Origin of the sequence: Amycolatopsis orientalis DSM 40040 = KCTC 9412 (genome assembly GCF_000478275.1) — a bacterium.
GTDB classification, from domain to species: Bacteria; Actinomycetota; Actinomycetes; order Mycobacteriales; family Pseudonocardiaceae; genus Amycolatopsis; species Amycolatopsis orientalis.
On sequence record NZ_ASJB01000055.1, the window covers coordinates 49,959 to 74,291 of the forward strand.

Sequence of the window (24,333 nt, forward strand, 5' to 3'; positions counted from 1 at the left end):
TGGACCGGCGCGGCGGTGAGTGCTAGGAATCGCATATGTCGCATGATTTCTCGCACCGGGTCTTTTCGCACAGGGTCGCCGTCCTGGTCGACGAGGGCTCCAACCCCTTCGAGATGGGCGTCGCGACCGAGCTCTTCGGCCTGCGTCGGCCGGAACTGGACCGGCCCTGGTACGACTTCACGCTGTGCGCCGCCGAGCCGTCCGTGCGCATGCACCTGGGGATGTTCACCCTCACCGGGATCGCCGGACTCGAGGCGCTGGAATCCGCCGACACGGTGATCGTGCCCAACCGGCCAGAACCGGAACTCCCGGTCGGGGAACCGGTGCTGGCGGCCATCCGCGACGCGGCCGCGCGGGGAGCCCGGCTGGTGAGCTTCTGCACCGGCGCCTTCACCCTCGCGCGGGCGGGTGTCCTGGACGGACGGCGCGCGACGACGCACTGGAAATGGGCCGGGCTGTTCCGCACCCTGTTCCCCGAGGTCCGGCTGGAGCCGGACGTCCTGTTCGTCGACGACGGCGACGTCCTGACCGCGGCGGGCAGCGCGGCCGCGCTGGACCTGGGCCTGCACCTGATCAGCCGCGACCACGGCGCCGAGGTCGCCAACGCGGTGAGCCGCCGCCTCGTGTTCGCCGGGCACCGCGACGGTGGCCAGCGGCAGTTCGTCGAGCGTCCGGTGCCGTCGGTGCCGGACACCTCGCTCGCGCCGGTGCTCGAATGGGCCCGCGAACGACTGGACCGGCCGCTCACCGTCGCCGACCTCGCCGCGCGGGCGGCGGCCAGCCAAGCGACGCTGCACCGGCGGTTCCGGGCCGAACTGGGGACGACGCCGCTGGCGTGGCTCACGACGGAACGGATCGCGCTGGCGTGCCGGCTGATCGAGCGCGGCGAGCAGCGGCTGGACCGGGTGGCGCGGGCGTCGGGCTTCGGTACCGCCGCGAACCTGCGTACGCAGCTTCGGCGGGCTACGGGGCTGACGCCTTCGGCTTACCGGGCGCGGTTCAGCACCGCCTCTTAGGCGGTCATACCCGTGCCATGAAAGGTCCTTTCCTTGCAAAATTTGCAAGGAAAGGACCTTTCATGGCACGCCAGGAGAGAGTCCGCCGGGTTGAGCGTGGGGTCAGGCGAAGGCGATCCACCGGTTCAGCAGGTCGGCGGCGGCGCCCGAGTCGATGGCCGAGGCGGCCCGCGCGAGCCCGGCCGCCAGATCGTCTTCCAGCGACCCCGAGAAACCGGCGAAAGCGGCCAGCGCGGCGGCCGAGTTGAGCAGCACCGCGTCCCGCACCGGACCGGTCTTCCCGGCCATCACCTGGCGGAACACCTCGGCGTTGTGCGCCGCGTCGCCGCCGCGCAGGTCCTCCGCGGTCGCCCGCGGGACGTCCAGCGACGACGGGTCGAAGCTGCGCTCCGTGATCTCACCGCCGGAGACCACCCACACCGAACTGGTGGTCGTGGTGGTGATCTCGTCGAGCCCGTCGTCGCCGCGCACGAGCAGCACGGTCATCCCGCGGCGCGCGAACACCTCGGCCAGCACGCGGGTCTTGTCCTCGTAGGCGCAGCCGATCAGCGAACTACGCGGCTGCGCCGGGTTGGTCAACGGGCCCAGCAGGTTGAACGTCGTCGGCACGCCGAGTTCGCCCCGCGTCGGGCCGGCGTGGCGCAGGGCGGGGTGGAACTTCGGCGCGAAGCAGAAGCCGATGCCCAGTTCGTTCACGCTGCGCTGGACCGTCTCGGGCGGCAGGTCGATGGTGACGCCCAGCTCTTCCAGCACGTCGGCCGCGCCGGACTTCGACGACGCGCTCCGGTTACCGTGTTTCGCCACCGGCGCGCCCGCCGCGGCGGTCACCACGGTGGCCATGGTGGAGATGTTGACCGAATTGGACCGGTCGCCGCCGGTGCCGACGATGTCCACCGACGGCCGGTCGATCGTCACCCGTTTGGCGTGCGCCAGCATGGCGTCGGCCATGCCGGAGATCTCCGCCGGTGTCTCGCCCTTCGCCCGCAGCGCGACGGCGAACCCGGCGATCTGGGAGGGCGTCGCCGCCCCGCTCATGATCTGGTCCATCGCCCACGCGGTGTCCTCCTCGGACAGGTCCGTCCGCGCGATGAGCTGGTTGAGCAGGGACGGCCAGGTCTTGGCTGCCGCGCCCATCGGGTCAGCCGTGCACGACCGGCACCCGCCGGGCGCGCAGTACGTCGGCGACCGTCTCGGCGGCGGTCAGCGGGTCGAGCGGGTGGACCAGCACCGCGTCGGCCTGCGACCAGGTCGCGAGCCAGCGGTCGTCCTTCCGTCGCACCGACACCACGATCGGCGGGCAGTCCTCGATCTCGTTCTTGAGCTGGCGGGTCAACCCGATGCCGCCGGTCGGCTGCGCCTCGCCGTCGAGGATGGCCAGGTCCACGTTGCCCGCGTCCATCTCGACGAGGACCTCGGAGATGCCGGAAGCCTCGGTGTAGTCCACCCGGCCGAGGTCGGCGGCGGGCCGGCGGCCGACGGCGTTGATGATCGCCTCGCGCACCTCCGCCTTGTGGCTGAACACCAGGATCCGCATCGCCTGCTCGCCCATGAGCGCGCCTCCGCCTCGTCTAGTCATCTCGACACCGGCGATGTTATCCGCCATGACCGACATCACGTGGACGCACCCGACGGCTGGAGCGCGTCCCAGCCCAGCGAGTCGCCGCCGAGCCGCTGCGCGAGTCCCGCCATCCGTGACCGTTCCTGCGCGCAGTGCAGCGCGTCGAGGACCTGGACACGCACCGCGTGCGCCAGCGTGAGGTCGCCGTCCGGCCCCTGTTCCCGCAGCTCCCAGCCGTCCTGGGCGAGGATCGAAGTCGCCTCCGCCACCTTTTCGGGCGGCAGTTTCAAGTGGTGGCGCAGGATCGCCGGTGCTTCGGCGACCCAAGCGGGTGATCTCCGCAACGCCGAAGAGTCCGCCTCGGCGGGGTCGAAGGCTTCCACGACGATCTCCACGCCGGGCGTGTCGACGGTCAGACCTGGGCGGTCCTGCTTCTTGACCAGGTCACGAAGCCGATCTAGTAAACCCATGAGTAGCCCTGTTCCCACTTTCGTTCAGATGTGACCCGACACGCACGCGACTTGCCGTGGACCCACCCGGCGGGCCCCGTGCGTGAGAGGACATAATGCGACGCGTGACAACGGCAGCTCCCACCATCAGCCAGCGGGTCCACTCGCTGAACCGGCCGAACATGGTCAGTGTCGGCACCATCGTGTGGCTGTCCAGCGAACTGATGTTCTTCGCCGGACTGTTCGCCATGTTCTTCACCGTGAAGGCGCAGAACGCCACCGGTCAGTGGCCGCCGCCGCTGCACGGTGAGCCGTTCGAGTTGAACGTCGCCTTGGCGATCCCGTTCACGGTGATCCTCGTGGCGTCCTCGTTCACCTGCCAGTTCGGCGTGTTCGCCGCCGAAAAGGGCGATGTCTTCGGCCTTCGACGCTGGTACATCATCACGTTGATCATGGGCGCGATCTTCGTCGGCGGCCAGGGTTACGAGTACCTCCACCTGATCGACGAGGGGATGACGATCCCGTCCGGCCCGTTCGGCACGGTGTTCTTCCTCGCGACCGGGTTCCACGGCCTGCACGTCATCGGCGGGCTCATCGCGTTCGTGTACCTGCTCATCCGCACCAAGCTGAGCAAGTTCACCCCGGCCCAGGCCACCTCGGCGATCGTCGTGTCGTACTACTGGCACTTCGTCGACATCGTGTGGGTGGGCCTGTTCGCGGTGATCTACATCCTTCCGTGAACGAAGCCGCCACCACGACCTATCGGCCTGAACTGACAGCAAGGGTTGCCGCAAGATGACCTCCAGCAAGGACAACACGGAGCGCCGCTTCCGCAAGCGGTCGAAGGCTCGCAGGCGGTTCGCCGGCGCGCTGGCGCTCGGGATCGCGCTGCTCAGCGTGGGCGGGTTGTACGCCGTTTTCGCCCCGGAGCCGCAGACCGCGCAGGCGCAGGGCGAATCCGCCCTCCTGCGCGAGGGCGAGAAGCTCTACAACAACACGTGTATCGAATGTCACGGGCCGAAGCTCGAGGGCGTCCAGGACCGGGGCCCGAGCCTCATCGGCATCGGCGACGCGGCCGTGTACTTCCAGACCTCCACCGGCCGCATGCCCGCCGTGCGCCAGGAAGCCCAGGCGCAGCGGAAGCCGCCGAAGCTGTCCGAGGCCGAGATCAACGCGCTGGGTGCCTACATCCAGGCCAACGGCGGCGGCGCGCAGCGTCCCACCGAGAAGGGTGACGCGCTGCGCGGCGAGGACGTCGCACGCGGCAGCGAGCTCTTCCGCCTCAACTGCGCCTCGTGCCACGGCTTCACCGGCCGCGGCGGTGCGCTCTCGTCGGGCAAGTTCGCCCCGAACCTGGACCCGGCCACGGAAGAGCAGATCTACACCGCGATGCTCACCGGGCCGCAGAACATGCCCAAGTTCTCCGACCGGCAGCTGTCGCCGGAGGAGAAGAAGGACATCATCGCGTTCGTGAAGTCCGTGAGTCACGGGAACAACTCACCCGGCGGTAGCTCGCTCGGCGGACTTGGCCCGGCCTCGGAGGGCGCGATCGCGTGGATCGTCGGGATCGCCGCGCTGATCGGCGTGACGTTGTGGATTGGATCGAAGGCATGAGCGCCGAAGGGCCGAAGCCGCCGACAGAGGCGGAGTTGGCGGACATGGATCGCGACCAGCTGGTCAAGCTGGGTACCGCGCTCGACGGGGTCGAGATCGTCGAGTACCCGAAGCCGTGGCCGGTCGAGGGGACGCGGGCGGAGAAGCGCGCCGAGCGCGTCGTCGCCCTCTGGTTCGTGCTGGCCGCGCTGTCCGGCCTCGCGTTCGTGGTCCTCGTCGCGTGGCCGCACTGGTTCGAGTACAAGGAGCCGGGGACGACCGGTTACACCAAGTACACGCTGTACACGCCGCTGCTCGGGATCACCCTCGGGCTCGCCGTCCTCAGCCTCGGTGTCGGCGTCATCCTCTACACCAAGAAGTTCATCCCGGCCGAGGTCTCGGTGCAGGAGCGCGGGGACGGCGGGTCCAAGGAGGTCGACAAGGCCACCATCCTGGCCCAGCTGGCCGAATCGGGCACCAGCAGCACCATCGCGCGCCGTTCGCTGATCAAGCGGTCCGCGGGCGCCGGTGCCGGTGTGCTCGGCCTCGCCGTCGCGGCGCTGCCGATCGGTTCCTTCATCAAGGACCCGTGGAAGGACACCGAGAACCGCGATTCCCTGTGGCACTCGGGCTGGAAGAAGAACTTCCCGGAAGAGAAGGTCTACCTCCGCCGCAACACCGGTCGTCCGCACGAGGTCTCCCTGGTCAGGGTCGAGGACCTCGACGCCGGCGCCATGGAGACGGTCTTCCCGTTCCGCGAGTCCGAGCGTGAAGACGAGCACGCGCTGTCGGCCGCCTTCAAGCGTGTCGACAACCCGGTCATGCTGATCCGCCTCCGCCCGACCGACGCCGCCAAGGTCGTCAAGCGTCAGGGCCAGGAGGACTACAACTTCGGCGACTACTACGCGTACACGAAGATCTGCAGCCACGTGGGCTGCCCGACCTCCCTGTACGAGCAGCGGACCAACCGCATCCTCTGCCCCTGCCACCAGTCGCAGTTCGACGCGCTCCACTACGCCAAGCCGATTTTCGGACCGGCGACGCGGCCGCTGGCCCAGCTTCCGATTACAGTGGACGAAGAGGGCTACCTGATCGCGCGCGGAGACTTCAACGAGGCCGTCGGACCGGCCTTTTGGGAGCGTAAGTCATGAGTTCACTCACCACCCCGACAAAGGGGACGAACCCGGTCGAGAAGGCCGCGGGCGCTGGTGCGAAGTGGGCCGACGACCGGTATCACCTGGCCAAGGGCATGCGACACCAGCTCAACAAGGTGTTCCCGACGCACTGGTCGTTCCTGCTCGGCGAGATCGCGCTCTACAGCTTCATCATCCTGTTGCTGTCGGGTGTCTATCTCACGCTGTTCTTCGACCCCTCCATGGAGGAGGTCGTCTACAACGGCAGCTACACCGGTCTGCAGGGCGTCGAGATGTCGCGGGCCTTCGCGACCACGCTCGACATCTCGTTCGACGTCCGCGGCGGCCTGTTCGTCCGGCAGCTGCACCACTGGGCCGCGCTGATCTTCGTGGCCTCGATGATGGTGCACATGTTCCGGATCTTCTTCACCGGCGCGTTCCGGCGCCCGCGTGAGGCGAACTGGGTCATCGGTGCGCTGCTGCTGGTCCTGGGCATGTTCGAGGGCTTCTTCGGCTACTCGCTCCCGGACGACCTGCTCTCCGGTACCGGTATCCGCGCGACCCTGTCGGGCATCGTGCTTTCGGTGCCGGTCATGGGCACCTGGATCCACTGGGCGCTGTTCGGCGGGGAGTTCCCCGGCAACGAGATCATCCCGCGCCTGTACACGATCCACATCCTGCTGCTGCCGGGCATCATGCTCGGCCTGGTGGCCGCGCACCTCGCGCTCGTCTGGTACCAGAAGCACACGCAGTTCCCTGGCGTGCGCCGCAAGGAGACCAACGTCGTCGGCGTCCGCATCATGCCGGTCTTCGCGCTCAAGGGCGGTGCGTTCTTCGCGCTGGTCACCGGCGTCATCGCGCTGATGTCGGGCCTCTTCCAGATCAACCCGATCTGGAACATCGGCCCGTACAACGCGGCGCAGGTCTCGGCGGGTTCGCAGCCTGACTGGTACATGGCCTGGGCCGACGGCATGCTGCGGATCTGGCCCGCGTGGGAGCTCTACCTCGGGAACTACACGGTCCCGGCGGTGTTCTTCCCCGGCGCGGTCGGGATGCCGCTGCTGATCGGGTTGCTGGTGATGTATCCCTGGATCGAGCGAAAGCTGTCCAAGGACACCGCGCACCACAACCTGCTGCAGCGTCCCCGCGACGTCCCGGTCCGGACTTCGCTGGGCATCATGGCCCTGACCTTCTTCGCGGTCATCATGCTGTCGGGCTTCAACGACATCATCGCGTTCGCCTTCGACATCTCGCTGAACGCGACGACGTGGGCGGGCCGGATCGGCGTGCTGCTGCTGCCGCCGCTGGCGTACTACATCACCTACCGGATCTGCCTCGGCCTGCAGCGGGCCGACCGCGAGGTGCTGGAGCACGGTGTCGAAACCGGCATCATCAAGCGCCTGCCGCACGGTGAGTTCATCGAAATCCACCAGCCCCTCGGCCCGGTGGACGACCACGGCCACCCGCTGCCGCTCGAGTACCAGGGCGCGTCGGTGCCGAAGAAGATGAACAAGCTCGGCTCGGCCGGGCACGCCGTCGCGGGTTCGGTCTGGTCGCCGGACCCGGTCGAGGAGACGATCGCGCTGGAGCGCGCCCGGGCCAACGGGCACGGCAACGGCAAGGTCGACGACATCGGCGGTGAACCCTCGCAGGAGCGCAAGGAGATCACTTCCGGGCACTAGCGCCTGGCGAGAAACGCGTGAAGGCCCCCTTCCCTCGGTTGATCCGAGGGAAGGGGGCCTTCACGCGTGTCAGGGGTCCCGCGTTTAGTCCTCTAATGGCGTTTCGGGTGTCGGTGAACCGTCAGTCGACGACCCGCAGCTCCAGCGGCCGCATGTCGTCCTTGCTCGGCACCACGGTGAGGCCCGCGGCGGAGAGGACCGCGGTGAGCGCCGCCCTCACCGCCGCGTGTGCCGCGTTCAGCTGCCGCACCCTCGGATGCTCGAACTCCCCGGCCGTCAGGTGCCGGTGGACCTCCTCCTGCCAGGCGACGTTCATCAGCCAGTTCACGTAGACGCCGCTTCCTCCTGGGAAGAGGTCCACGTCGATCGCCGCGCCGCCCTCGTCGCTGAGGCCGGTGAGGTCCGGTTCGGCGATCACCCGGAAGCCCGCTTCCCGCAGGACGGCCGCGGTCCGGCCGCCCAGTGCGAGCAGCCGTTCCTGTTCGGCGGGGGAGACCCGGCGCGGCGACGTCATCCGGCACCCACGAGCACGCGTTCCTCCTTGGTTTCGGCGACCAGCGCACCGGGGAAGTTGATTCCGCGTTTCCGGTAGGCCTTCCGCATGTAGCCCTGCAGGATCTGCTTGTAACCCGTGTCGATCTCCGGTATGCCCGTCCAGTTCACGGAGAAGGAGAAGACGAGATCATCGGCCATTTCGGGGAGCCAGTCCCGTGCGCAATCGGGACACCGCTCTCGCTCACTGTATAGCGCCTTGATCATTTTCGGGTTCTTCCCCTTGGCTCGCACCTTCTCGACGATGTCCTTCTCCGAGTGGTGGTCGTCGCCCGCGCTGAAACCGATCACGTAGTTCGGGTACCTGCCATCGGGGTTGGTCCAGCCTTCCAGATAGGCGACGGCGATGTTGCGGCTGATCCCGAAGCCGGACTCGATCCTCGCGTCCATCGCGATGGACGACATCCCGCCGCTGTCGTAGTCGACGAGCCCGCAGGTGAAGTCCGGGAGATCCGCTGTCTTGGCGGCGGCCACCGGGACTTCGGAGAGCCGCTTGCACCATTTGCGGACGGTCTTGAAGATCGGGGTGACCTTGGCCGCGACCTTGCGGAAGATCGCGGACCTGTTCAAGAACTTGGAAATGTTCTGGATGATCTTCACGACCGCCGAAGCGACCTTCGGCAGCTTCAGGAAGACGACGACGATCGACGCCACGTTGACCACGGTCCAGATGCAGGCCTCGATGTTGCCTTCGCCGAAGCACCGCTCCGCGTCACGCCAGCCGATCACCTCGAGCAGGACTTCGGCCCCGACCTCCACCAGGAAGGCCGTCACACTGCCGCCGTTCTTCGACTGCTCGGCGGCCTGGCGGTACTCGTCCAGCAGCATCCGGCCGAATTCGGTCGTCGAGAGCATGGCGACTTCTTCTTGGCTCAGATCGGGCAGCCCGGCCCCGGTCTCCGCCGCCGCGCGGCGTCTCGCTTCCTCTTCGTCCTTTCGTTGCTGTTCCTCCGCGCGGTCGGCGGCTTGCTGTGCTTCGGTCGCGCTTTGACGTGCCCGTTCCGCGGCGGCGGCCGCGTTGCGCGCGTGTTCTTCCGCCCGGTCGGCCGCGGTCCTGGCTTCGGCCGCCGAGGCTTCGGCGGCGGTCGCCGCGTCCCTGGCGAGTTGAGCGTCCCGTTCGGCACGCGACGCCGAGTCCCTCGCCGCCTGTGCCTCGCGTTCCGCCGCGGCGGCGCTCCGGCCGGCGATGGCGGCGTCGGCGTTGGCCTCGTTGGCCGCGGCTCGCGCGGTCTGCGCGTCCGCACGGGCGGCCGCGTCCGCCGCGTTCGCCCGTTCACCCGCGGCGCGAGCCAGCGCGCCTTCGGCCGCGGCGACGGCTGCCGCTTCCTGCGCTTCGGCCGCCGAGTTCGCGGCGGCGGCGGCTGATGCCGCTGCCCGTGCCGCCGCTTCGAACGCGGGTTTCACCTCTTTTTGCGCCCGAGCAGCGGCTTCGGCGGCCTGATCCGCCGCCAGCCTCGCTTCGGTGGCCCGGTCGCGGGCCGCTCGCGCCTGCTCGGCTCCGACCGTCCTGGCCTGGTTGGCGACCAGGATGACGAAATCGGCGTCGAGGTCCGAACCCGCGTACGGCGCGACGACGGTGATCGCCCGGTTGGCCGGATCGGTGATCGCACTCGACGACGACCGCGCGGCGGTGGACGCCCGCAGGGCGATATCCGCTTGCGTCGCCGCGGAGACCGACTCGTTGAACGCCGCGTCGGCCTCGGCGCGGGTACGCTCCGCCGCCATCAGCGAACGCATCGCTTCGCCTGCCGCTTGTTCCGCGAGCTGAACCGCGTTCCGTGCCGCCTCGGCCGCCTTGGTCTCCTCGGCGGTCGCCTCGGCCGCCTTCACGTTGGCCTGGGTGGCGTGGTGATGGGTCTCCGCCGCCGACGACTCGGCCCGGTTGGCCGCGTGGTTGGCCGCCGAGGCGGCGGCGCGGGCTTCCTGAGCGGCCGCGCGCGCCCGTGCTGCCGCTCGGGTCGCCTCGCCCGCCGCTTGCCTGGCGACCACGGCCGCGCCGGTCGCCCGGTTGGCGGCGTCGCGGGACGCGGTGGCCGCGGCGGTCGCGTTGTTGGCCTCGTTCCGCGCCGCGATGGCGGCGTTCTTCGCGTCGGTCTCCGCCGCGGTGCCTCGTGCGGCGGCCGCGGCGGCGTCCAGTGCGTCCGCCTTCGCCTGCGCGGTCTGCTTCAGCCGTTCCGCGGTGAAGGCGGCGTCGCGGGCGGCTCTCGCCTTCCCTTCTTCGCCCACCGCCCGCTGTTCGGCTTCCCCTGCGAGCCGTTCCTGTTCCTGCGCGCGGAGGTTGGAGTCGTTGGCGATACCGGCTTGGCGTTGGGCTTCACCGCGGTGACGACGTGCTTCCGCGGCCGCTTGGTCGGCACGCTGACGGGCGGCGGCCGCGTTGGCGCGTTCGGCCTCGGCGACCCGGCGGGCGTTCTTCGCCCTGTCCCGCTGCCGTTCCGTTTCTTCGCGATGCGCGCGGGTGCGGTCGGCCGAGGCCCTGGCGGCGTTGGCCTCGGCTTCGGCTGCTTCGCGAGCCTGCTTGGCCCGGACGGCCGCGTCCTTGGCCGCCACCGCCTGCACTCGTGCCGCTTCGGCCACCTGTGCGGCAGCGACCGCGTGCTCTTCGGCGTGCAGCCCCCATTGGCGAGCCTGCTCGGCGTGTTTCTCGGCGCGTTCCTGGGCGTTGCGTGCCTGGTCGGTGGCTTCGGTGGCGTCGATCGCGTGCTGTGCGGTCTCCGAGGCGTGGACCGCGGCCTGTCCGGCCGCGCTCATTCCTCGCGCCATGTCGGCCCACTGGGTGCCGTAGGGCAGTCCGACAGCGACCAGTTCGGCGGCCTGGACGCCCGCCTGCTCGGCCGCGCGGACGGCGTCGGTCGCGGCGGTACGGGCGTTGCCGACCTGACGGGCGGCCTCGGCCTTGACCAACGCGAAGGAATCGGCGGGGTGGTTGCCTGCCGCGTCGTTCGCGTCGAGGATCTGCTTGGCCTTACGGGCTTCGTTCCCAGCGAGCACCATCGCGTTCGCGATCCGCTGGAGCGCGCGCAGCGCGTCCCCGTGCGCCACCATCAGGTTCCGCCGCGCGGTCATCGCCCGCGCGGCCCGCTTGGCGAGGTCGCTCAGCTGATCGGCGGCGCGCGCCGCGGCCTCCTGATCACGGACCTGCTTCTCCCGGTCGTCGGCGTCACGTTTCGCCGCGGCGAGGTACCCGGTGTCGAGGAACTCCGCGATCGCCGCGTCACCCGCGTCGAGCGCGGCCTGTGCCGCGGTCTTGACGTGCTGGCCGGCGACGCCGAGCAGCGCCGTGACCCTGGCCCGCAGCTGGTCGGCACGGGCCTGGCCGCCCGCCGCGACCTGTGCGTCGCGCTCCCTCGCGATCTCCTTGCCGTAGGCGAGGAACTGCTCGCGGTCGATGTCGCCGCCCGCGAGGACTCGTTGGACCTCGGCGTTGAAGATCGGCCCGCCGGTGCCGGCCATCGCCTGGATGGTGACCCGGTTCTGGCGCGCGGTCTCGGCTTCACGCGCCGCGGCCCTCGCCTTGGCGGCGTCGAGGCCGGTTTCGAGGAATTCGTGCAATGCGGCTTCGGTGCCCGCGTCGAGCGCCGCCCGTGCGGCCTCACGTACTTCGGGCTCCTCGGCCAGCTCGGCCTGATCGGCGATGATCTGCCGGACGACGGGACTGCCCACCAGGTCGGGTACGCCCGATCGGCCGTCCCAGTTGCGGTACGGGTCTTCCGGCATGGGACGGGCCGGGGACGTCGGTGGTGGCGTGGTCGGTGGTGGATCGTCGGCCGCCACCGCGGGCACCGGGTTGATGAGCCCGGCGAGTACGGCGGTGGCCAGGAAGACAAGGAACGTTCTCAGCAGATATCTCGTTCTCGACATCAGAACCCCCAGGTATCGGTGAAAAGAACTACTGCGGGGTGAAAGAGGTGCCTTGCCGGTGTACCCGGCAAGGCACCTCGGGCTTGTCAGTTGTAGTACTCTTTCGCGCCTTCGGCGGCGGTGTGTTCGATCCTTCCGTACTGGAAGTAGCTCACGCGTTTACCGGGTACGCCGGGGAAATCCATTTCGTCGGAAGTGGGATAGCCGAGCCTGCTTCGTTCGTATTGCAGTGTCGCCCACCGATCGAAAATGGCGCCGTAGATCAGCTTCGGGCCGATGTCCGGGTGGTACCAGATGCCTCTGGGGCCGGCGAACAGATTGCGCATGCCCTTCCCGTCGGGCAGGTATCCCGTGTCCCCGGTGGGAATGAATCCCGGGATGCTACGGCCACCGGATTCGAGGTACTTGGCGAGCAGCGGGTCCATTATCCGAACCACGCCGTGCTGGGCCGACCAGAAGGCGCCACCCTTCTGGAAGCGTTTGTACCGGATGCCGTTCAAGATGTTCTCAGGCTGGATCTGCGGCCCGAGTCCGTTCCAGCCCCACCAGTCTTCGTTGAACCAGCGCTCGTCGATCTTCGTGGTGATCCAGGGATTCGGGCCGACGGGAATCCAGCTGACGTCGGCGGCGAAGTTCCCGTCGGTGTCGAAGTTGTTCTCCTTGCTCTGACCGTTGGCCGCCCAGAGCTGGCCCCAGTACTGACGCAGGTAGCGGCCGGGGTGGGCTTTCGCCTCCAGCGTCACGTTGGTCGGGCTGCCGTCCTTGCCCGCCTTGGCGCACCAGGTCGCGTTGAGCTTGTAGACGTCGGTGCCGTCGTTGCCGGCCAACTGGACGCGCAGGTTGGCCGCGACACGCAGGTAACTGCCGACCCGCGTGGCCGATTCGAGGGAGAAACAGGCGGGGTCGGCGAGCCCTGGCACGATCTTCCAGGTGGCCTCACCCAGCGGTGCGGTGACGACATCCGTCGGCTGGGTCCCCGGGGTGGCCCAGGCATCGCCGCCCGCACTGCGGACATGCCAGCCTCTCCGGCCGGCGGTGACTCCGGCGAACGCCTGTTCCAGCACGGTGTACTGGCCCTTGGCGAGGAAATCCTTGACCTGGTCCCAGGTTCCGTTCGCGGCGACGTCGGCCGCCGCCGCGGCGAGCCGGGGACGGAGCCTGCTCGCGTCGGCCTTGGCCTTGATGTCGCGGATCTTCTGCCGGTCGGCTTCCTCCCGTTCGCGGAGGATCCTGGCGTCGTCCTTGGCGCGGGCCTCGGCGACCCCGGTTCTGATGTACCGGTCCCAGTCGGCCGCCACCCCGGCGAGGGCGAGGGTGGCCGCGCTCTTGATCTCGCGGTGCGCGGGGTCGGCCAGTTCCGGGGTCTTGAGCAGTTCGCGGATGAAGTCGTCGTCGGCGAGGTCGAGCCAGGCCGCGACGGCGAGGACGGGAACCCTGTCGCAGGCGTCCTTCTTCGCCATCCTGGCGGCTTCCCGGCGGGCGGCCTCCTGGTTCTCCCGGTTCAACCGGTCGAGGTAGTCGAGCTGGTCCTGATGGTGCAGCGCCCTGATCTTGTTCTCGATGAAGTCCTTCCACACCGCCGCGTCACCGCCGAACGCGTCGAAGGCACCCTGTTTGAGTTTCGGGTGTTCCGGTTTGGCCTTCTGGTAGACCTTGTAGATGAACATCTGGTCGTTGTCGTTGAGCATGACGTCGTCGAAGTCGATGATGTCGGCGTCGATCAGGATTTCCCGGCGCAGCTGGACGGTGCGGTCCCAGGCATCCTGGCGACGCTGCCGTTCGACGCGGTCACGGGCGGCGAAATCGAAGACGCCGGTGCGGATGAACGCGGTGGCGTCGGGGGCGGTGTTGTTGTCGAGCATGACTTTGTAGACGCGGTAGGCTTCGGCCTTGGTGACGGGGAAGTTCGTCGGGTTGATCTTGTCGTAGACCTTGAAGACGAAATTCATGTCGGTGGCTTCGCGCCATTCCTTGGTGGCTTCGCCGACCTCTATCTCGAAAACCGCCCGCACCTTTTCGATTTCGGTCGAGGTCGGCAGTTCGGCTGCTGCGGCGTCCGGGCTTTCCCGGGGGACCGGTGCCTGGGGGGCCGGTGCCTGGGGGACGTCCGGGGCCGGCGCCTCGGCGGTCGGGCTCGACGGCGCCGGTGGGGCGGCGTACCCGGTGGCCGGGGTGAACAGGCCGCACAGCACGGTCGCCGCGGTCAGAACAGCGACACTCCTGGCAGGTCTTCTGCCGAATATCAGTGATCTTCGCATTTCGATACCTTTGTTCAGCGGAAAGGCCGGCCGGGGGCCTGGGAGCGTTTCCCAGGCCCCCGGCCGGAGCAGATCGAAATCGGTTACTGGCCGGAAATGGACCGGTACACGTGCATTTCGTAGGTGGTGGAGTTCCAGGTGATGTAACCGTGCTGGAAGTTGCTTTGGCGGCCGATGGGGATGGTGAACTCGTCACTGGTCGGGAAACCGAGTACGCCGTTTTCCGCGTTGAGCGAATTCCATTTGTCGCGGATGGAGCCCATCACGTACTTGGCGCCGGTCGCGGGAGACCAGTAGATCGCCATGTTGTAGCCGTTGAAGTTGATCATCGCCCGGGTGGCCGCGTTGACCTGGTTGGTGCTCGGCATCAGCCACTTGTGCCCACCGAGATCCAGATACCGGGTGAGGATCTCCCCGTTGATGAACTTCGCGCCGGTCTCCTGGCTCCAGTACAGGCGGCCGTTGGTGAATTCGCGGAACCGGGCACCCGCGTCGTAGCTTTCCGCCGCCTTCGGATTCCCGGCGAGTCCGCGCAGGCCGTCGTCGTTGAACCAGTCCAGCATCAGCGGCGTCGACACTTCGGGATTCGGCGCGACCGTCCGCCAGGTCGAGTCCTCGTGGAAGAGGCGGTCGGTGTCGAACCAGTTCCCGCCGCCCAGCTGGGCGATCCAGAGCTGCGCGTCGATATGCCGCATGAACCGCCCGGGGTGCGCCTTCGACTCCAGCTGGACATCGGCGCCGTTGCGCCGCGGGCACCAGGTGGCGTCCCTCTTGAACTGGTCGGTGCCGTCGTTGCCGTGCAGTTTGACCCGCAGATCCTGCTGCCGCAGGTAGTTCCCGGCGCGATCGGTGGACTCCAGCGAGTAGCACAGCGGGTCGGCGAGACCGCTCGCCACCTTCCAGGTCGCGTTCGGCAACGCCTTGGTGCCGTCGGTGCCGGGGTTCCCGGTGGTGATCCAGGCGTCGCCGCCGCCGGTGTGGACGTGCCAGCCCCGGACGCCGGGGGTGTAGGTCCCGAACGACTGGGTCAGTACCTCGTACTGGCCCGTGCGCAGGAACGTGATCACCGCGTCGCGGTTGCCCGCCAGCGCCGTGGTGGCCGCCGCGACCAGCCGCGGCCGGAGCCCGCTGTTCTCCGCGCGGACCTTGAGCTGCCGGACGGCGTCGCGGTTGGCCTGGTCTTCCTGAGCCTCACGGCGGGCCTTGTCGCGTCCGGCCGCCGCCTTGAGCCCGGTGTCGACGAACGCCTTCCACGCCGCGGGATCCGTGCTGCGGGAGGCGCGCTCTGTGGCGTCCTTGATCTCGATGTTCGCCGGGTTGGCCAGTTCGGGCAGCCGCAGCAGCTCACGGATGAAGACGTCGTCCTCGGCGTCCAGCCAGACGTTCTGGAAGGTGGCCGGGATCTCGGCGACGGCGGTGCGCCGCCTGATGTCGCGCTCTTCCCGGGCCGCCTTCTCGGCGTTCTCCTGCCGGAGGCGGTCCAGGTGTTCCACGATGTCCTGCTCGGCGAGGTCGAGGATGGTGACCTCGATGAAGGTCTTCCAAGTGGCGGCGTCGCCCTTGTACGCGGTCATCGCGCCGCTCTGGACCTTGGAGCCGCTCTTGGCCCGGCTGGCGACCTGGAAGACGAAGTTCCGGTCGGTGAGGTCGAGCAGCACGGGGTCCAGCGGGATGATGCGGGCGTTCTCCAGCGCCTTCATCCGCGCGCCGATCCGGTCCCGCCGCTCGATGTCGCGGAGGATCTTCTCGTCGTGGTCGCGCTGGACGAATTCGTGGATACCGGTCCGGATGAACGCCGAGGCGTCGGCGACGGTGAGGCTGTAGATCCGGGACGCTTCCGCCTTGGTTCGGGGGAAGTTGTCGATGCTGATCTTCTCGTAGACCTTGAAGACGAAGTTCTTGTCGGACAGTCTCAGCCAATCGTCGGTCGCGTCGCCGACCTCGATGGCCTCGACGGCCAGCACCTTGTCCTGCTGCGACGCCGGTGGAACCGTGGTCGACCCGATGTCGGGTTCCGCGGTGGGCACGGCGGGCGGCCCCCCTTGGCCGGGTGGTGGTTCGGCCGCACCCGCCGGTGCGCCCAGCAGCCCCGTGAACATGGCGGCGACGGCGGCCACCGCTATGCCACGGCTGAGCCATGGCCTTGACATGGACGTTCTTCGCATACCCCAGTCACCTATTCTCGAGAGGAAGCCGCCGCGGGAAACCGGGCGGCGGGATGATCAGCTCGGGTTCTTGATCCTCTGCTCGCCTTCGAGTGCCTTCTGCAGCAGCGACTCCCAGTACGCGACGTTTTCGCCGGAGAGGGAACGGTTGTCCGTCCAGTCGCCTTCCGTCGTCCTCGCGGGATCGATGACCGCTTTCCAGTTGGGGTTCTGCGCCGCCTGCTGCGCGGCGAGCAGGATGGCGTGCCAGGTTTCCGCCTGCTGCTGGGCGAAGTCCCTCGCCTCTTCCCATTTCGACCGCGCGGGCGAAGCGCCGGTGCCGACCTTGCGCCAGGCGGCCGCCGCCTGGTCACGGGCCTCCTTCCCCGCCTCGCCTTCGATTTCCCGCGCCGCCTTTTCGGCGGCTTCGGCGTCGACGATCAGCTGGGCGATCGTCAGTTGCCACTGACGGTTTTCGCGCAGCATCTCTTCCCGGAAGTTCTCGACGTCCAGTCGCGCGCCCTGTGCCCAGCCCCAGGCGAAGAAATCGGTCAGGTCGTCGTCGGTCGATCCCTCGCGTACCGCGTAGGCCGCGGCGAATCGCACCTGAGTACCCGGGTCCCGTTCGGCGAGCGTCCGGACGTATCGGCGGTCCTCCTCGGCGAGGGCGCGTTTCTGCTCGCCGAGCTCGGCGCGGAATCTCTGATCCCGCCCCTTCGCCGCTTCGTAGCCGCCGCCGTGACAGAACTGTTCCCGTTTGGACGCGGACGACGTCAAGTAGAGGTTCGCCGCTTCGTACACCTCTGGCGAATACGCGCGGAGGTGGGTTTCCAGCAGTCGCCGGAGGAATCGCTTGTTGCCTTCGTCGCGGTTGAGCGCCCGCTGTGTCGCGTATTCGAGCCCGCCGCCCGGAGAACGGAGGAACTCGATGGACGCCGCTTCCGGGTCTGCGCTGAGCAGGGCGGCCCACGCGTCCGTCTTCACCGTGCTGTGGACGCTGTACCTGGCGTAGGTCAGTACCTCCCAGCGGGCGATCTCGCCGGGGGTCATCGCCGCGGCCGCGGCGTGTACTCCGGTTTCGGCGGCGAATCCCGCCGGAACGGCGACCGTCCCGGAGAACAGCGCCGCGGCGCAAAGCGCGCAGGACAAAATACGCTTGTACACTCCAAGCCCCCAGTAAGCTTCGGTGTAAGTGGGTTCGACGAGAATCCCCCGGAAGCTGCCGGGGGATGAATTAGAGGGTTTTCGAAACTTGTCGCGGAAACGCCAATGACTTCCCGGTGGATGTTTCGTTCACCGGGAAATCGTTGGTTTTCGTCAGTGACCGCGTGGTCGACGGCTTCGGTGAGAGGTGGTCCGGCCATTGCGGCCGACGGTGGCTCGCGCTGGATGAGGGCGGCGACAATCGCCGCGATCCCATGGCGGATCGATCATCGGTACATACCTCAAAATCCCCAGTACCGAAATTCCCCCAGTGAAATTCCGGTTCTGATCCTACTTAACCGCGATTGCCCGGTTCGCGCAAGATGCACCCTGTTGGTGAAAAAGTCACCGACGGGGCGGGGTTTTCGTTTGCCGTCAGGCGCCTTCGACGCCGATGTCGAACGCGGACTCGCTGTCGGCCTTCGAGTACGAGCGGAAGGCGATGTGCGTGACGGTGCTCAGCACGCCGGGAACCTTGCCGATCTTCGCCGGGATCAGGTCCGCGAGGTCCTCGTGCGCCGCGACCCGGACCGAGGCGATCAGGTCGACGTCACCCGCGCAGGAGTACACCTCGCGGACCCCGGCGATGTCCGCGATCGCCTGGGCCGCTTCGGGGATCGCATCGGCTTCGACCTGGATCAGCACGATCGCGGTGATCACGGGGGGGTCCTCCTACGTTGATGATTCCGTCGCCGCGATCCTAGCCCGCCACGTGTTCCAACGCCGTCGCGCTCGCCGCGAGATCCAGCCATTCCTGCCAGCCGCCCGCGACGGCGGCCGGTTCCGCCCACGGGTGCGTGGTGCGCACGAGCCGGACCCCCGGCCGGGTCAGCCAGCGCAACAGGATGCGGACCTCCTCCGGGATCGCGCCGAAGAGCGGCCCCGGACCCGGGATCACCGTTTCCGCCGAGGCCACCAGCATCTCGACCACCGGCATCGGCGGCACTCCGCGCCGGGCGACCCCCGCCGACGCGAGCCTGCCGTGCCGGATCACCGCGAGTTCCCAGCCGCCGTTGCCGTCGGGGCCCGCGGCGATCAGTTCCGGGATACCCGCCAGCGCCGACTGCCGGTGTGCCCGGCCGACCGCGCGGATCAGCCCGGCCAGCTGATCGCGGTGCTGGGCGGCCTGTTCGTAGTGTTCGGCCTCGGCGAGCCTGGCCAGCTGATCGGCGGCGGCCCGCAGCGGCCGCCCGTCCGTCCCGGCGATGAGACCGGACACCGCCAGCACGCCCGGCCGGTACGCCTCGACCGTCTGCCGCCCGGCGCACGGTGCCCCGCAGCGGCCGAGTTCGGCGAGGACGCACGGTTTGCCGTTGGGCGCGGTCGCGGAGATGCGCTGGGTGCAGGTCCGCAGCCCGGAGGCGCCGGCGAGGGTGTCCGCGGCCGAGCGGGCGTCGGTCTGGCTGCGAAAGGGCCCCAGCATCCCGTCCCGCGGCATGCGGACCACCGACAGGCGTGGGAACGCCTCCTCGGTCAGCGCGACCCACCAGGCGTGCCGTGGGTTCTTGGAACGGCGGTTGTACATCGGGCGGTGGGCGGCGATCAGCCGCAGTTCCCGGATCGAGGCCTCCAGCGCGTGCGCGCATTCGACCGCGTCGACCCGTTCGGCCAGCGCGACCATCTCCCGGATCCGCCCGCGGCTCTCCGAGCCGGTGAAGTACTGCCGGACCCGTCGGCGCAGGTCGGACGAGGTCCCTACGTAGAGCACCTCGTCGCTCGGGCCGCGGAACAGGTAGACCCCCGGCCTGGACGGCAGGTGCTCCGCCAGCGACCGTTTGCGCCGCTGGGCCGGGGTGACCTCGGGCAGGTAGTCGAGCAGTTCTTCGAGGGTGTGGACGCCGAGGTTGCCGACGCGTTCGAGCAGCGCGTGCAGGACGTCGACGGTGGCCCGCGCGTCCGCGAGCGCGCGGTGGTTGGGTGTCGTGCGCGCCCCGAACAACGCGGCCAGCGCGGAAAGGCGGTAGCTGGGCGTCTCGTCGCGGGAGATCACCCGGCGGGCGAGCCGGACCGTGCACACCACGGCCGTCTTGGGCCAGCGGTACCCGTGACCTTCGCAGGCCGCGCGCATGAAACCGGTGTCGAAGGCGGCGTTGTGCGCCACGAGCACGGCACCGGAGACGAACTCCAGGAACGCGGGCAGCACCCGCTCGATCCGGGGAGCGTCGTAGACCATCGCGCCGGTGATGCCGGTGAGTTCCACGATCTGCGGCGGGATCGGCATCCCCGGATTGACGAAGGTGGCGAACTCGCCGAGGATCTCGCCGGCGCGGACCTTGACCGCGCCGATCTCGGTGATCCCGTCCGGGCCGGGTTTCGTTCCGGTGGTTTCCAGGTCGAAGACCACGAAAGTGGTGTCCCGCAAAGGGGTTCCCAGCTCGTCGAAGGCGAGTTGCGCCGCGCCGGGCCGCCGTCCGGTGTCCATGATCGGGCACACTAGGGGCGGGCACCGACAATCCCGGGATCGCCGCACGCCGTCCCATCCAGCGCGCCGCGAGGCCATGGGGCCTACGCTGGAGCGATGCAACCGCAGCCCGCAGTGCCCGAACTGCCCGAGGACGCCATCGGCGGACCCTCGGGTGTCGTGGCGTCCGCGGACGACTCGGAGCCGTCGGAGGAGGTACCGGCCGAAAGCTGGACCGGCCTGCCGGAGGCGGTACGGGAGCGGATCGCCGAGCTGGCGGCGGCCGCGGTCGGCAAGCTGCCGGTCGCCGACGTGCCGAGGCAGCTGCGCCCGGTCGCGAAGTTCGCCCCGGCCAAACGCGCGAAACTCGGCGGGACGGCGTTGCTCGCCGCGCTGGGGGAGTCGTCGCAGTTCCGGGTCGCGGTCACCGAATGGCTGCGCGACCACCGCAAGGACGCCCTCGACCCGAACGACCCCGATTCCGTCGCCGCCGCGGCCGCCGCCGTGCTGCTGGGCGAGGCGGGTGCCGCCGGACGGGTCCGGCTGGTGGCGAAGAACGCGGACGAAACGGCGTTACGCGCCGAACGGGACGCCGCGCTCGCCCGTAACCAGCGACTCGAGACCGAACTGGCCCAGGCGCGCGAAGAGTTGCGCGAGGCCAGGGAAGTCGCGAGTAACGCCAGGGGTGAACGCGAAGCCGAGGTCGAGAAACTGCTGAAACGCCTGCGCGAGCAAGGTGTCCAGCTGCGTCAGGCCAGGGACGCGGTCACCGAGGCCCGCGCCGAGCTGGAGGCCGGCGGGGCCGAGCGCGCCGAGGAGATCAAGGCGCTGAAGGCCCAGCTGGACCGTGAGCGGCAGCGTGTCGCGACCGAGCGGGCGCGGGCGGAGAAGGCCGTCACGGACGCCGAGATCGCCCGTCAGTCGGCACGCGAGGCGCGTCAGGCCGACGAGGTCAGGCTCGGGCTGCTGCTGGACACGATCGAGGGCGCCGTCGGCGGGTTGCGCCGGGAACTCTCGGTGAGCGCGCGCGGCCAGCGTCCGGCGGATCTGGTCCGCGGTGCGACGTCCGGCCTGGGAGCGGGCGGCAAGATCCAGGACGTCACCGCGCTCGACCGGCATCTCGCGCTGCCCAACGTGCACCTGATCGTCGACGGCTACAACGTCACGAAGACCGGCTATCCGGAGCTGGCGCTGTCCGACCAGCGCGATCGGCTGATCCACCAGCTTTCCGCGCTGGCCGCGCGGACCGGCGCCGAGGTGACCGTGGTGTTCGACGGTGCCGGGGTGCTTTCCGTGCCCGCGGCGGTGCCGCGCGGGGTGCGGGTGCTGTTCTCCGAACGCGGCGTCCTCGCGGACGACGTCATCCGGTCCCTGGTCGCGGCCGAGCCGCCAGGGCGGCCGATGGTGGTCGCGAGCACGGACCGGGCCGTGGCGGACTCGGTGCGGCGGAAAGGCGCGCATCCGGTGCCGTCCGCGGTCCTGGTGTCGCGGCTCAGCCGCGTGTGAAGCCGACAGCAGGTCATCGGGCCTCGTGAGTGGTAATGACGGTTCTAACCGTCATTACCACTCACGAGACTTGATGACTGCCGGACCGGTTATCCACAACCACTTCCTTTGTCCACAGATTCGCCCGCGGTGTCTCCACGCCCTGGACCAGCGGGTGATGGTGGATAGGTGCCTTTACACAAACGCTGGTCGGAGGAAGCCATCCCGGCCGGACAACGGCCGAGCTGGCCGATCCTGCTGCGAGAACAGCACGGCATCGTGACCAGAGCCCAGCTCCGGGCCTACGGACACTCGGCGGCGGACATCGTCGCGAATCTGGAGGCGGGGCGATGGCAGCGGGTGCTGCCCCGCGTCTATGCCACGTTCACGGGCGCTCTCCCACGGGCGGCCGGGATCCACGCGGCTCTCCGCTACGGCGGTGGGTTCGCGGTGCTGAGCCACCGCACGGCGGCCGAGGAATGGGGGCTGGTGCCGGTGACCGAGGGCCCGGTGGAGATCACCGTGCCCTATTCGAGTTCGGCGATCTCCCAGCCTCCACTGGTGAAGGTGCATCGTTCACGGGCACTCGACCATTCGACGGTGGAGACGTGGCCACCCCGCACCAGGGTCACCGACACGATCGTCGATCTGGCGGTCTCCGCACCGACCGCGCGGGAAGCGGTGAACGTCGTCGTCGACCTGGTGAGCCGGAGCCGCGTCGCGGTGCACGCGATGCGGGACTGCGTCTCGATGCGCCCGCCGTTCCGGTTCCGCGCCGAGATCCTGCGGGGTCTCGAACTCGTGGCCCGCGGGCTCATGTCGGCACTCGAAGTGGAGTTCGAGGAACAGGTCGAGGAAGCGCACGGGCTGCCACCGGGTGATCGGCAGACGCCCGTCGAGGTGGACGGGAAGACGTTATGGGAGGACATCACCTACGACTCGTACGGCGCGGCCGTCACCGTCCGCCTGGACGGCCGCGCGACCCACGCGATGGCCGCCGTCGCCTTCCGGGACCGTCGCCGGGACAACGCCGCGGAACTCGCGGACCGGGCGCGCCTCGTCTACGGCTGGCAGGACGTCCGGGATTCCCCGTGCCAGGTCGCGGCCGAGGTCCGCACGATCCTCGTCAGGGAGGGGTGGCGCCCGGCGGGCGAGCACGTCACCTGCCCGAAATGCTCGTGAGTGGTAATGACGGTTCTAACCGTCATTACCACTCACGAGGCCGAAACTGTCGGTGACCCTTCTTACGCTGTCTGCCATGGAACCGATCGCCGATATAGCGGACATAGAGACGCTCGTCATCGATTGCGACCGCTGCGCGGTCCGGGGTGACGCATGTCATGACTGTGTCGTCAGCGTCCTCCTTGGCGCGCCGTCGTCGCTCGAATGGGACGCCGACGAGCGAAAAGCGGTGGACGCGCTCGCGGAGGCGGGCATGATCCCCCGCCTCCGGATGGTCGAGATGGTCGAACAGAGGCGCCGGATGACAGCTTGAGACACGCCGCGACCGGGGCATTCGACGAGTGGTCGATCCGACCGGGTGAACGGTAGGTAGTCGCGATAGCCCCCAGGATGTAACGCCCGTCACAACTTTCCGCTCATGCTGGTCCGAAGGTGTTTCGGCGCATCACGGAGAGTTTTTGCGGTGGGTGTGGTGGACGCGGTGCCTGTGGTTTCGTAACCTGTCCGAGATCTCGTGGCCGGAAGTCGTCGCCAGACGACGACACGGGATCGCCACTGAGGCAGCTTTGTCGGGGAGTTGCACCAGAAACCAGCCTTGTGCCAAACCTGTTGCGTTAGCAGTCGGCCAGGTGCAGGGCAGGAACGCGGGGAACCGCGCGGGCCTCACGGCCGGCGACGCGGCTTCGCGGAAGAGGGCCCCCGACCTCTTCGTCCGGGTTTCTGCGTCAGTGGCCGACAGCAAAGGAGACACGCGCGACCGTGCAGTCGCATCCAGTCAAGCGCGTGGTGTCAGGAGCTTTGGCCGCGGCCGCGGTGATCACCGCCGTAACGGTCGCCCAGCCTGCTGCCACTGCTGCCCCAGCCCCCGCCCTCCAACAGCCTCCGTCCGGCTCGGACGCTCTCGCCAAGTACCGCGACCTCGCGGCGCAGGCGGAGAAGGCCAACGAAGACCTCCTCAAGGCGAAGGATGATCTCGCCGCGAAGCAGGCAGAGCTCGACAAGGCCACCGCGGACGCCGCGGCGGCCAAGGACGCCGGTCTCAAGGCGGCCGGTGACGAGAAGACGTTCCAGGCCGAGGTCAACAAGTTCGCCGGTGCGTCGTTCACCAGCGGTGTGCAGCTGAACAAGCTGTCGTCGCTCCTGTCGGGCGCGTCCACCCAGGACTTCCTGGACCGGTCCTCGGCACTCGAGGTCCTCGCCTCGAACAAGAACGCCGCCCTGAACAACCTGAGCGGTGCTGTCGCCCAGGCCGCCGCCTCCGCGAAGCAGGCAGCGGACGCGCAGGCCACGGCCACCGCCGCCCGTGACGCCGCCGCCAAGCTGACGACGGACATCGAGGCGCGGCAGAAGACGCTGAACGACCAGCTCAAGGAGATCGAGCGGGCCAGCGGCAACCTGAGCGCCGCGGACAAGGCCGCCCAGAAGGACAAGGGCGGCGCCTTCCCCAACCTGCCCGCCCCGGGCCCGGCCGCCGCGGCGGCCCTCGCGGCGGCGAAGAGCAAGCTCGGCAGCGCCTACGTCTGGGGCGCGACCGGTCCGTCCACCTTCGACTGCTCGGGTCTGATGCTGTGGGCGTACAAGCAGGCCGGTCTCACCTTGCCGCGGTCGAGCCGTCAGCAGTCCACCTTCGGCGCCCCTGTGGAGCGGTCGCAGCTTCAGCCGGGCGACCTGGTGTTCTACTACTCGCCCGTTTCGCATGTGGGCATGTACGTCGGCAACGGCATGATGGTGCACGCGCCGACCTCCGGTGACGTCGTCAAGGTGTCGCCGTTGCAGAACAACTACGTCGGCGCCCGTCGCCCGACTGCCTGACGAA

General features: G+C 69.0%; 19 protein-coding genes. 9 read left to right on the forward strand and 10 right to left on the reverse strand.

Going from position 1 to position 24,333, the window contains the following annotated elements; genetic code table 11:
- The first annotated feature begins 35 nt into the window (after window positions 1–35).
- Complete coding sequence (locus tag L324_RS18010; protein ID WP_037309384.1) at window positions 36–1,016, forward strand: helix-turn-helix domain-containing protein; 981 nt, start codon at window positions 36–38, stop codon at window positions 1,014–1,016.
- Between the two features lie 102 nt (window positions 1,017–1,118).
- Here the strand turns inward: L324_RS18010 and trpD are convergent, their stop codons facing one another.
- The 3 genes from trpD to L324_RS18025 form a co-directional block, all read right to left on the reverse strand.
- Window positions 1,119–2,150 (reverse strand): anthranilate phosphoribosyltransferase, encoded by a 1,032-nt coding sequence (gene trpD / locus L324_RS18015; RefSeq protein ID WP_037309386.1) that lies wholly within the window; start codon window positions 2,148–2,150, stop codon window positions 1,119–1,121.
- A 4-nt stretch (window positions 2,151–2,154) separates the two neighbouring features.
- Window positions 2,155–2,565 (reverse strand): hypothetical protein, encoded by a 411-nt coding sequence (locus tag L324_RS18020; RefSeq protein ID WP_037309389.1) that lies wholly within the window; start codon window positions 2,563–2,565, stop codon window positions 2,155–2,157.
- 62 nt (window positions 2,566–2,627) lie between these two features.
- On the reverse strand, window positions 2,628–3,044 hold the full coding sequence (locus L324_RS18025) for a hypothetical protein (protein WP_037309391.1): 417 nt from the start codon (window positions 3,042–3,044) through the stop codon (window positions 2,628–2,630).
- Between the two features lie 95 nt (window positions 3,045–3,139).
- Here L324_RS18025 and ctaE point away from each other — a divergent pair, with 95 nt between their 5' ends.
- The 4 genes from ctaE to qcrB are packed head-to-tail and all read left to right on the forward strand — an operon-like array spanning window position 3,140 to window position 7,431.
- Window positions 3,140–3,763 carry an aa3-type cytochrome oxidase subunit III gene (ctaE, locus tag L324_RS18030; RefSeq protein ID WP_005164165.1) on the forward strand — a complete coding sequence of 208 codons (624 nt, stop codon included), beginning with the start codon at window positions 3,140–3,142 and terminating at the stop codon, window positions 3,761–3,763.
- 55 nt (window positions 3,764–3,818) lie between these two features.
- Window positions 3,819–4,637, forward strand: a complete 819-nt coding sequence (gene qcrC / locus L324_RS18035; RefSeq protein WP_037309397.1) for a cytochrome bc1 complex diheme cytochrome c subunit — start codon at window positions 3,819–3,821, stop codon at window positions 4,635–4,637.
- The gene (gene qcrA / locus L324_RS18040; protein WP_037309400.1) at window positions 4,634–5,767 is read left to right on the forward strand and encodes a cytochrome bc1 complex Rieske iron-sulfur subunit; all 1,134 of its coding nucleotides are present in this window, start codon (window positions 4,634–4,636) and stop codon (window positions 5,765–5,767) included. The genes qcrC and qcrA overlap by 4 nt, the downstream gene beginning before the upstream one ends.
- Entirely contained in the window at window positions 5,764–7,431 is a 1,668-nt protein-coding gene (gene qcrB, locus L324_RS18045) for a cytochrome bc1 complex cytochrome b subunit (RefSeq protein ID WP_037309403.1), read from the forward strand. The genes qcrA and qcrB overlap by 4 nt, the downstream gene beginning before the upstream one ends.
- A gap of 121 nt (window positions 7,432–7,552) precedes the next feature.
- On the opposite strand, the gene L324_RS18050 is transcribed toward qcrB, so the two are convergent.
- The 7 genes from L324_RS18050 to L324_RS18080 all read right to left on the reverse strand — a co-directional run bounded on the left by L324_RS18050 (window position 7,553) and on the right by L324_RS18080 (window position 19,871).
- Window positions 7,553–7,945, reverse strand: a complete 393-nt coding sequence (locus L324_RS18050; RefSeq protein WP_037309406.1) for a hypothetical protein — start codon at window positions 7,943–7,945, stop codon at window positions 7,553–7,555.
- Window positions 7,942–11,844, reverse strand: a complete 3,903-nt coding sequence (locus L324_RS18055; RefSeq protein WP_235783563.1) for a nucleic acid/nucleotide deaminase domain-containing protein — start codon at window positions 11,842–11,844, stop codon at window positions 7,942–7,944. Before L324_RS18055 ends, L324_RS18050 begins: the two co-directional genes overlap by 4 nt.
- Window positions 11,845–11,930: 86 nt before the next feature.
- The gene (locus L324_RS40970; RefSeq protein ID WP_081736384.1) at window positions 11,931–14,102 is read right to left on the reverse strand and encodes an AbfB domain-containing protein; all 2,172 of its coding nucleotides are present in this window, start codon (window positions 14,100–14,102) and stop codon (window positions 11,931–11,933) included.
- Window positions 14,103–14,185: 83 nt separating this feature from the next.
- On the reverse strand, window positions 14,186–16,252 hold the full coding sequence (locus L324_RS18065) for an AbfB domain-containing protein (RefSeq protein ID WP_152546897.1): 2,067 nt from the start codon (window positions 16,250–16,252) through the stop codon (window positions 14,186–14,188).
- Between the two features lie 72 nt (window positions 16,253–16,324).
- Window positions 16,325–17,410 (reverse strand): hypothetical protein, encoded by a 1,086-nt coding sequence (locus L324_RS18070; protein WP_051173960.1) that lies wholly within the window; start codon window positions 17,408–17,410, stop codon window positions 16,325–16,327.
- A 414-nt stretch (window positions 17,411–17,824) separates the two neighbouring features.
- Window positions 17,825–18,109: an Lrp/AsnC family transcriptional regulator gene (locus L324_RS18075; RefSeq protein WP_037309411.1), complete on the reverse strand. Its 285-nt coding sequence runs from the start codon at window positions 18,107–18,109 to the stop codon at window positions 17,825–17,827.
- Between the two features lie 40 nt (window positions 18,110–18,149).
- Window positions 18,150–19,871 (reverse strand): DEDD exonuclease domain-containing protein, encoded by a 1,722-nt coding sequence (locus L324_RS18080; RefSeq protein ID WP_037309414.1) that lies wholly within the window; start codon window positions 19,869–19,871, stop codon window positions 18,150–18,152.
- A gap of 96 nt (window positions 19,872–19,967) precedes the next feature.
- On the opposite strand from L324_RS18080, the gene L324_RS18085 reads away from it, so the two are divergent.
- From L324_RS18085 to L324_RS18100, 4 genes are all read left to right on the forward strand, one after another.
- Window positions 19,968–21,356: an NYN domain-containing protein gene (locus L324_RS18085; protein WP_037309416.1), complete on the forward strand. Its 1,389-nt coding sequence runs from the start codon at window positions 19,968–19,970 to the stop codon at window positions 21,354–21,356.
- Window positions 21,357–21,524: 168 nt separating this feature from the next.
- The gene (locus L324_RS18090; RefSeq protein ID WP_037309419.1) at window positions 21,525–22,517 is read left to right on the forward strand and encodes a hypothetical protein; all 993 of its coding nucleotides are present in this window, start codon (window positions 21,525–21,527) and stop codon (window positions 22,515–22,517) included.
- Window positions 22,518–22,593: 76 nt separating this feature from the next.
- A complete protein-coding gene (locus L324_RS18095) occupies window positions 22,594–22,830 on the forward strand; it encodes a hypothetical protein (RefSeq protein ID WP_044850169.1) in 237 nt (78 codons plus the stop codon).
- Between the two features lie 446 nt (window positions 22,831–23,276).
- Entirely contained in the window at window positions 23,277–24,329 is a 1,053-nt protein-coding gene (locus L324_RS18100) for a C40 family peptidase (RefSeq protein ID WP_051173961.1), read from the forward strand.
- The last annotated feature ends 4 nt before the right edge of the window (window positions 24,330–24,333 follow it).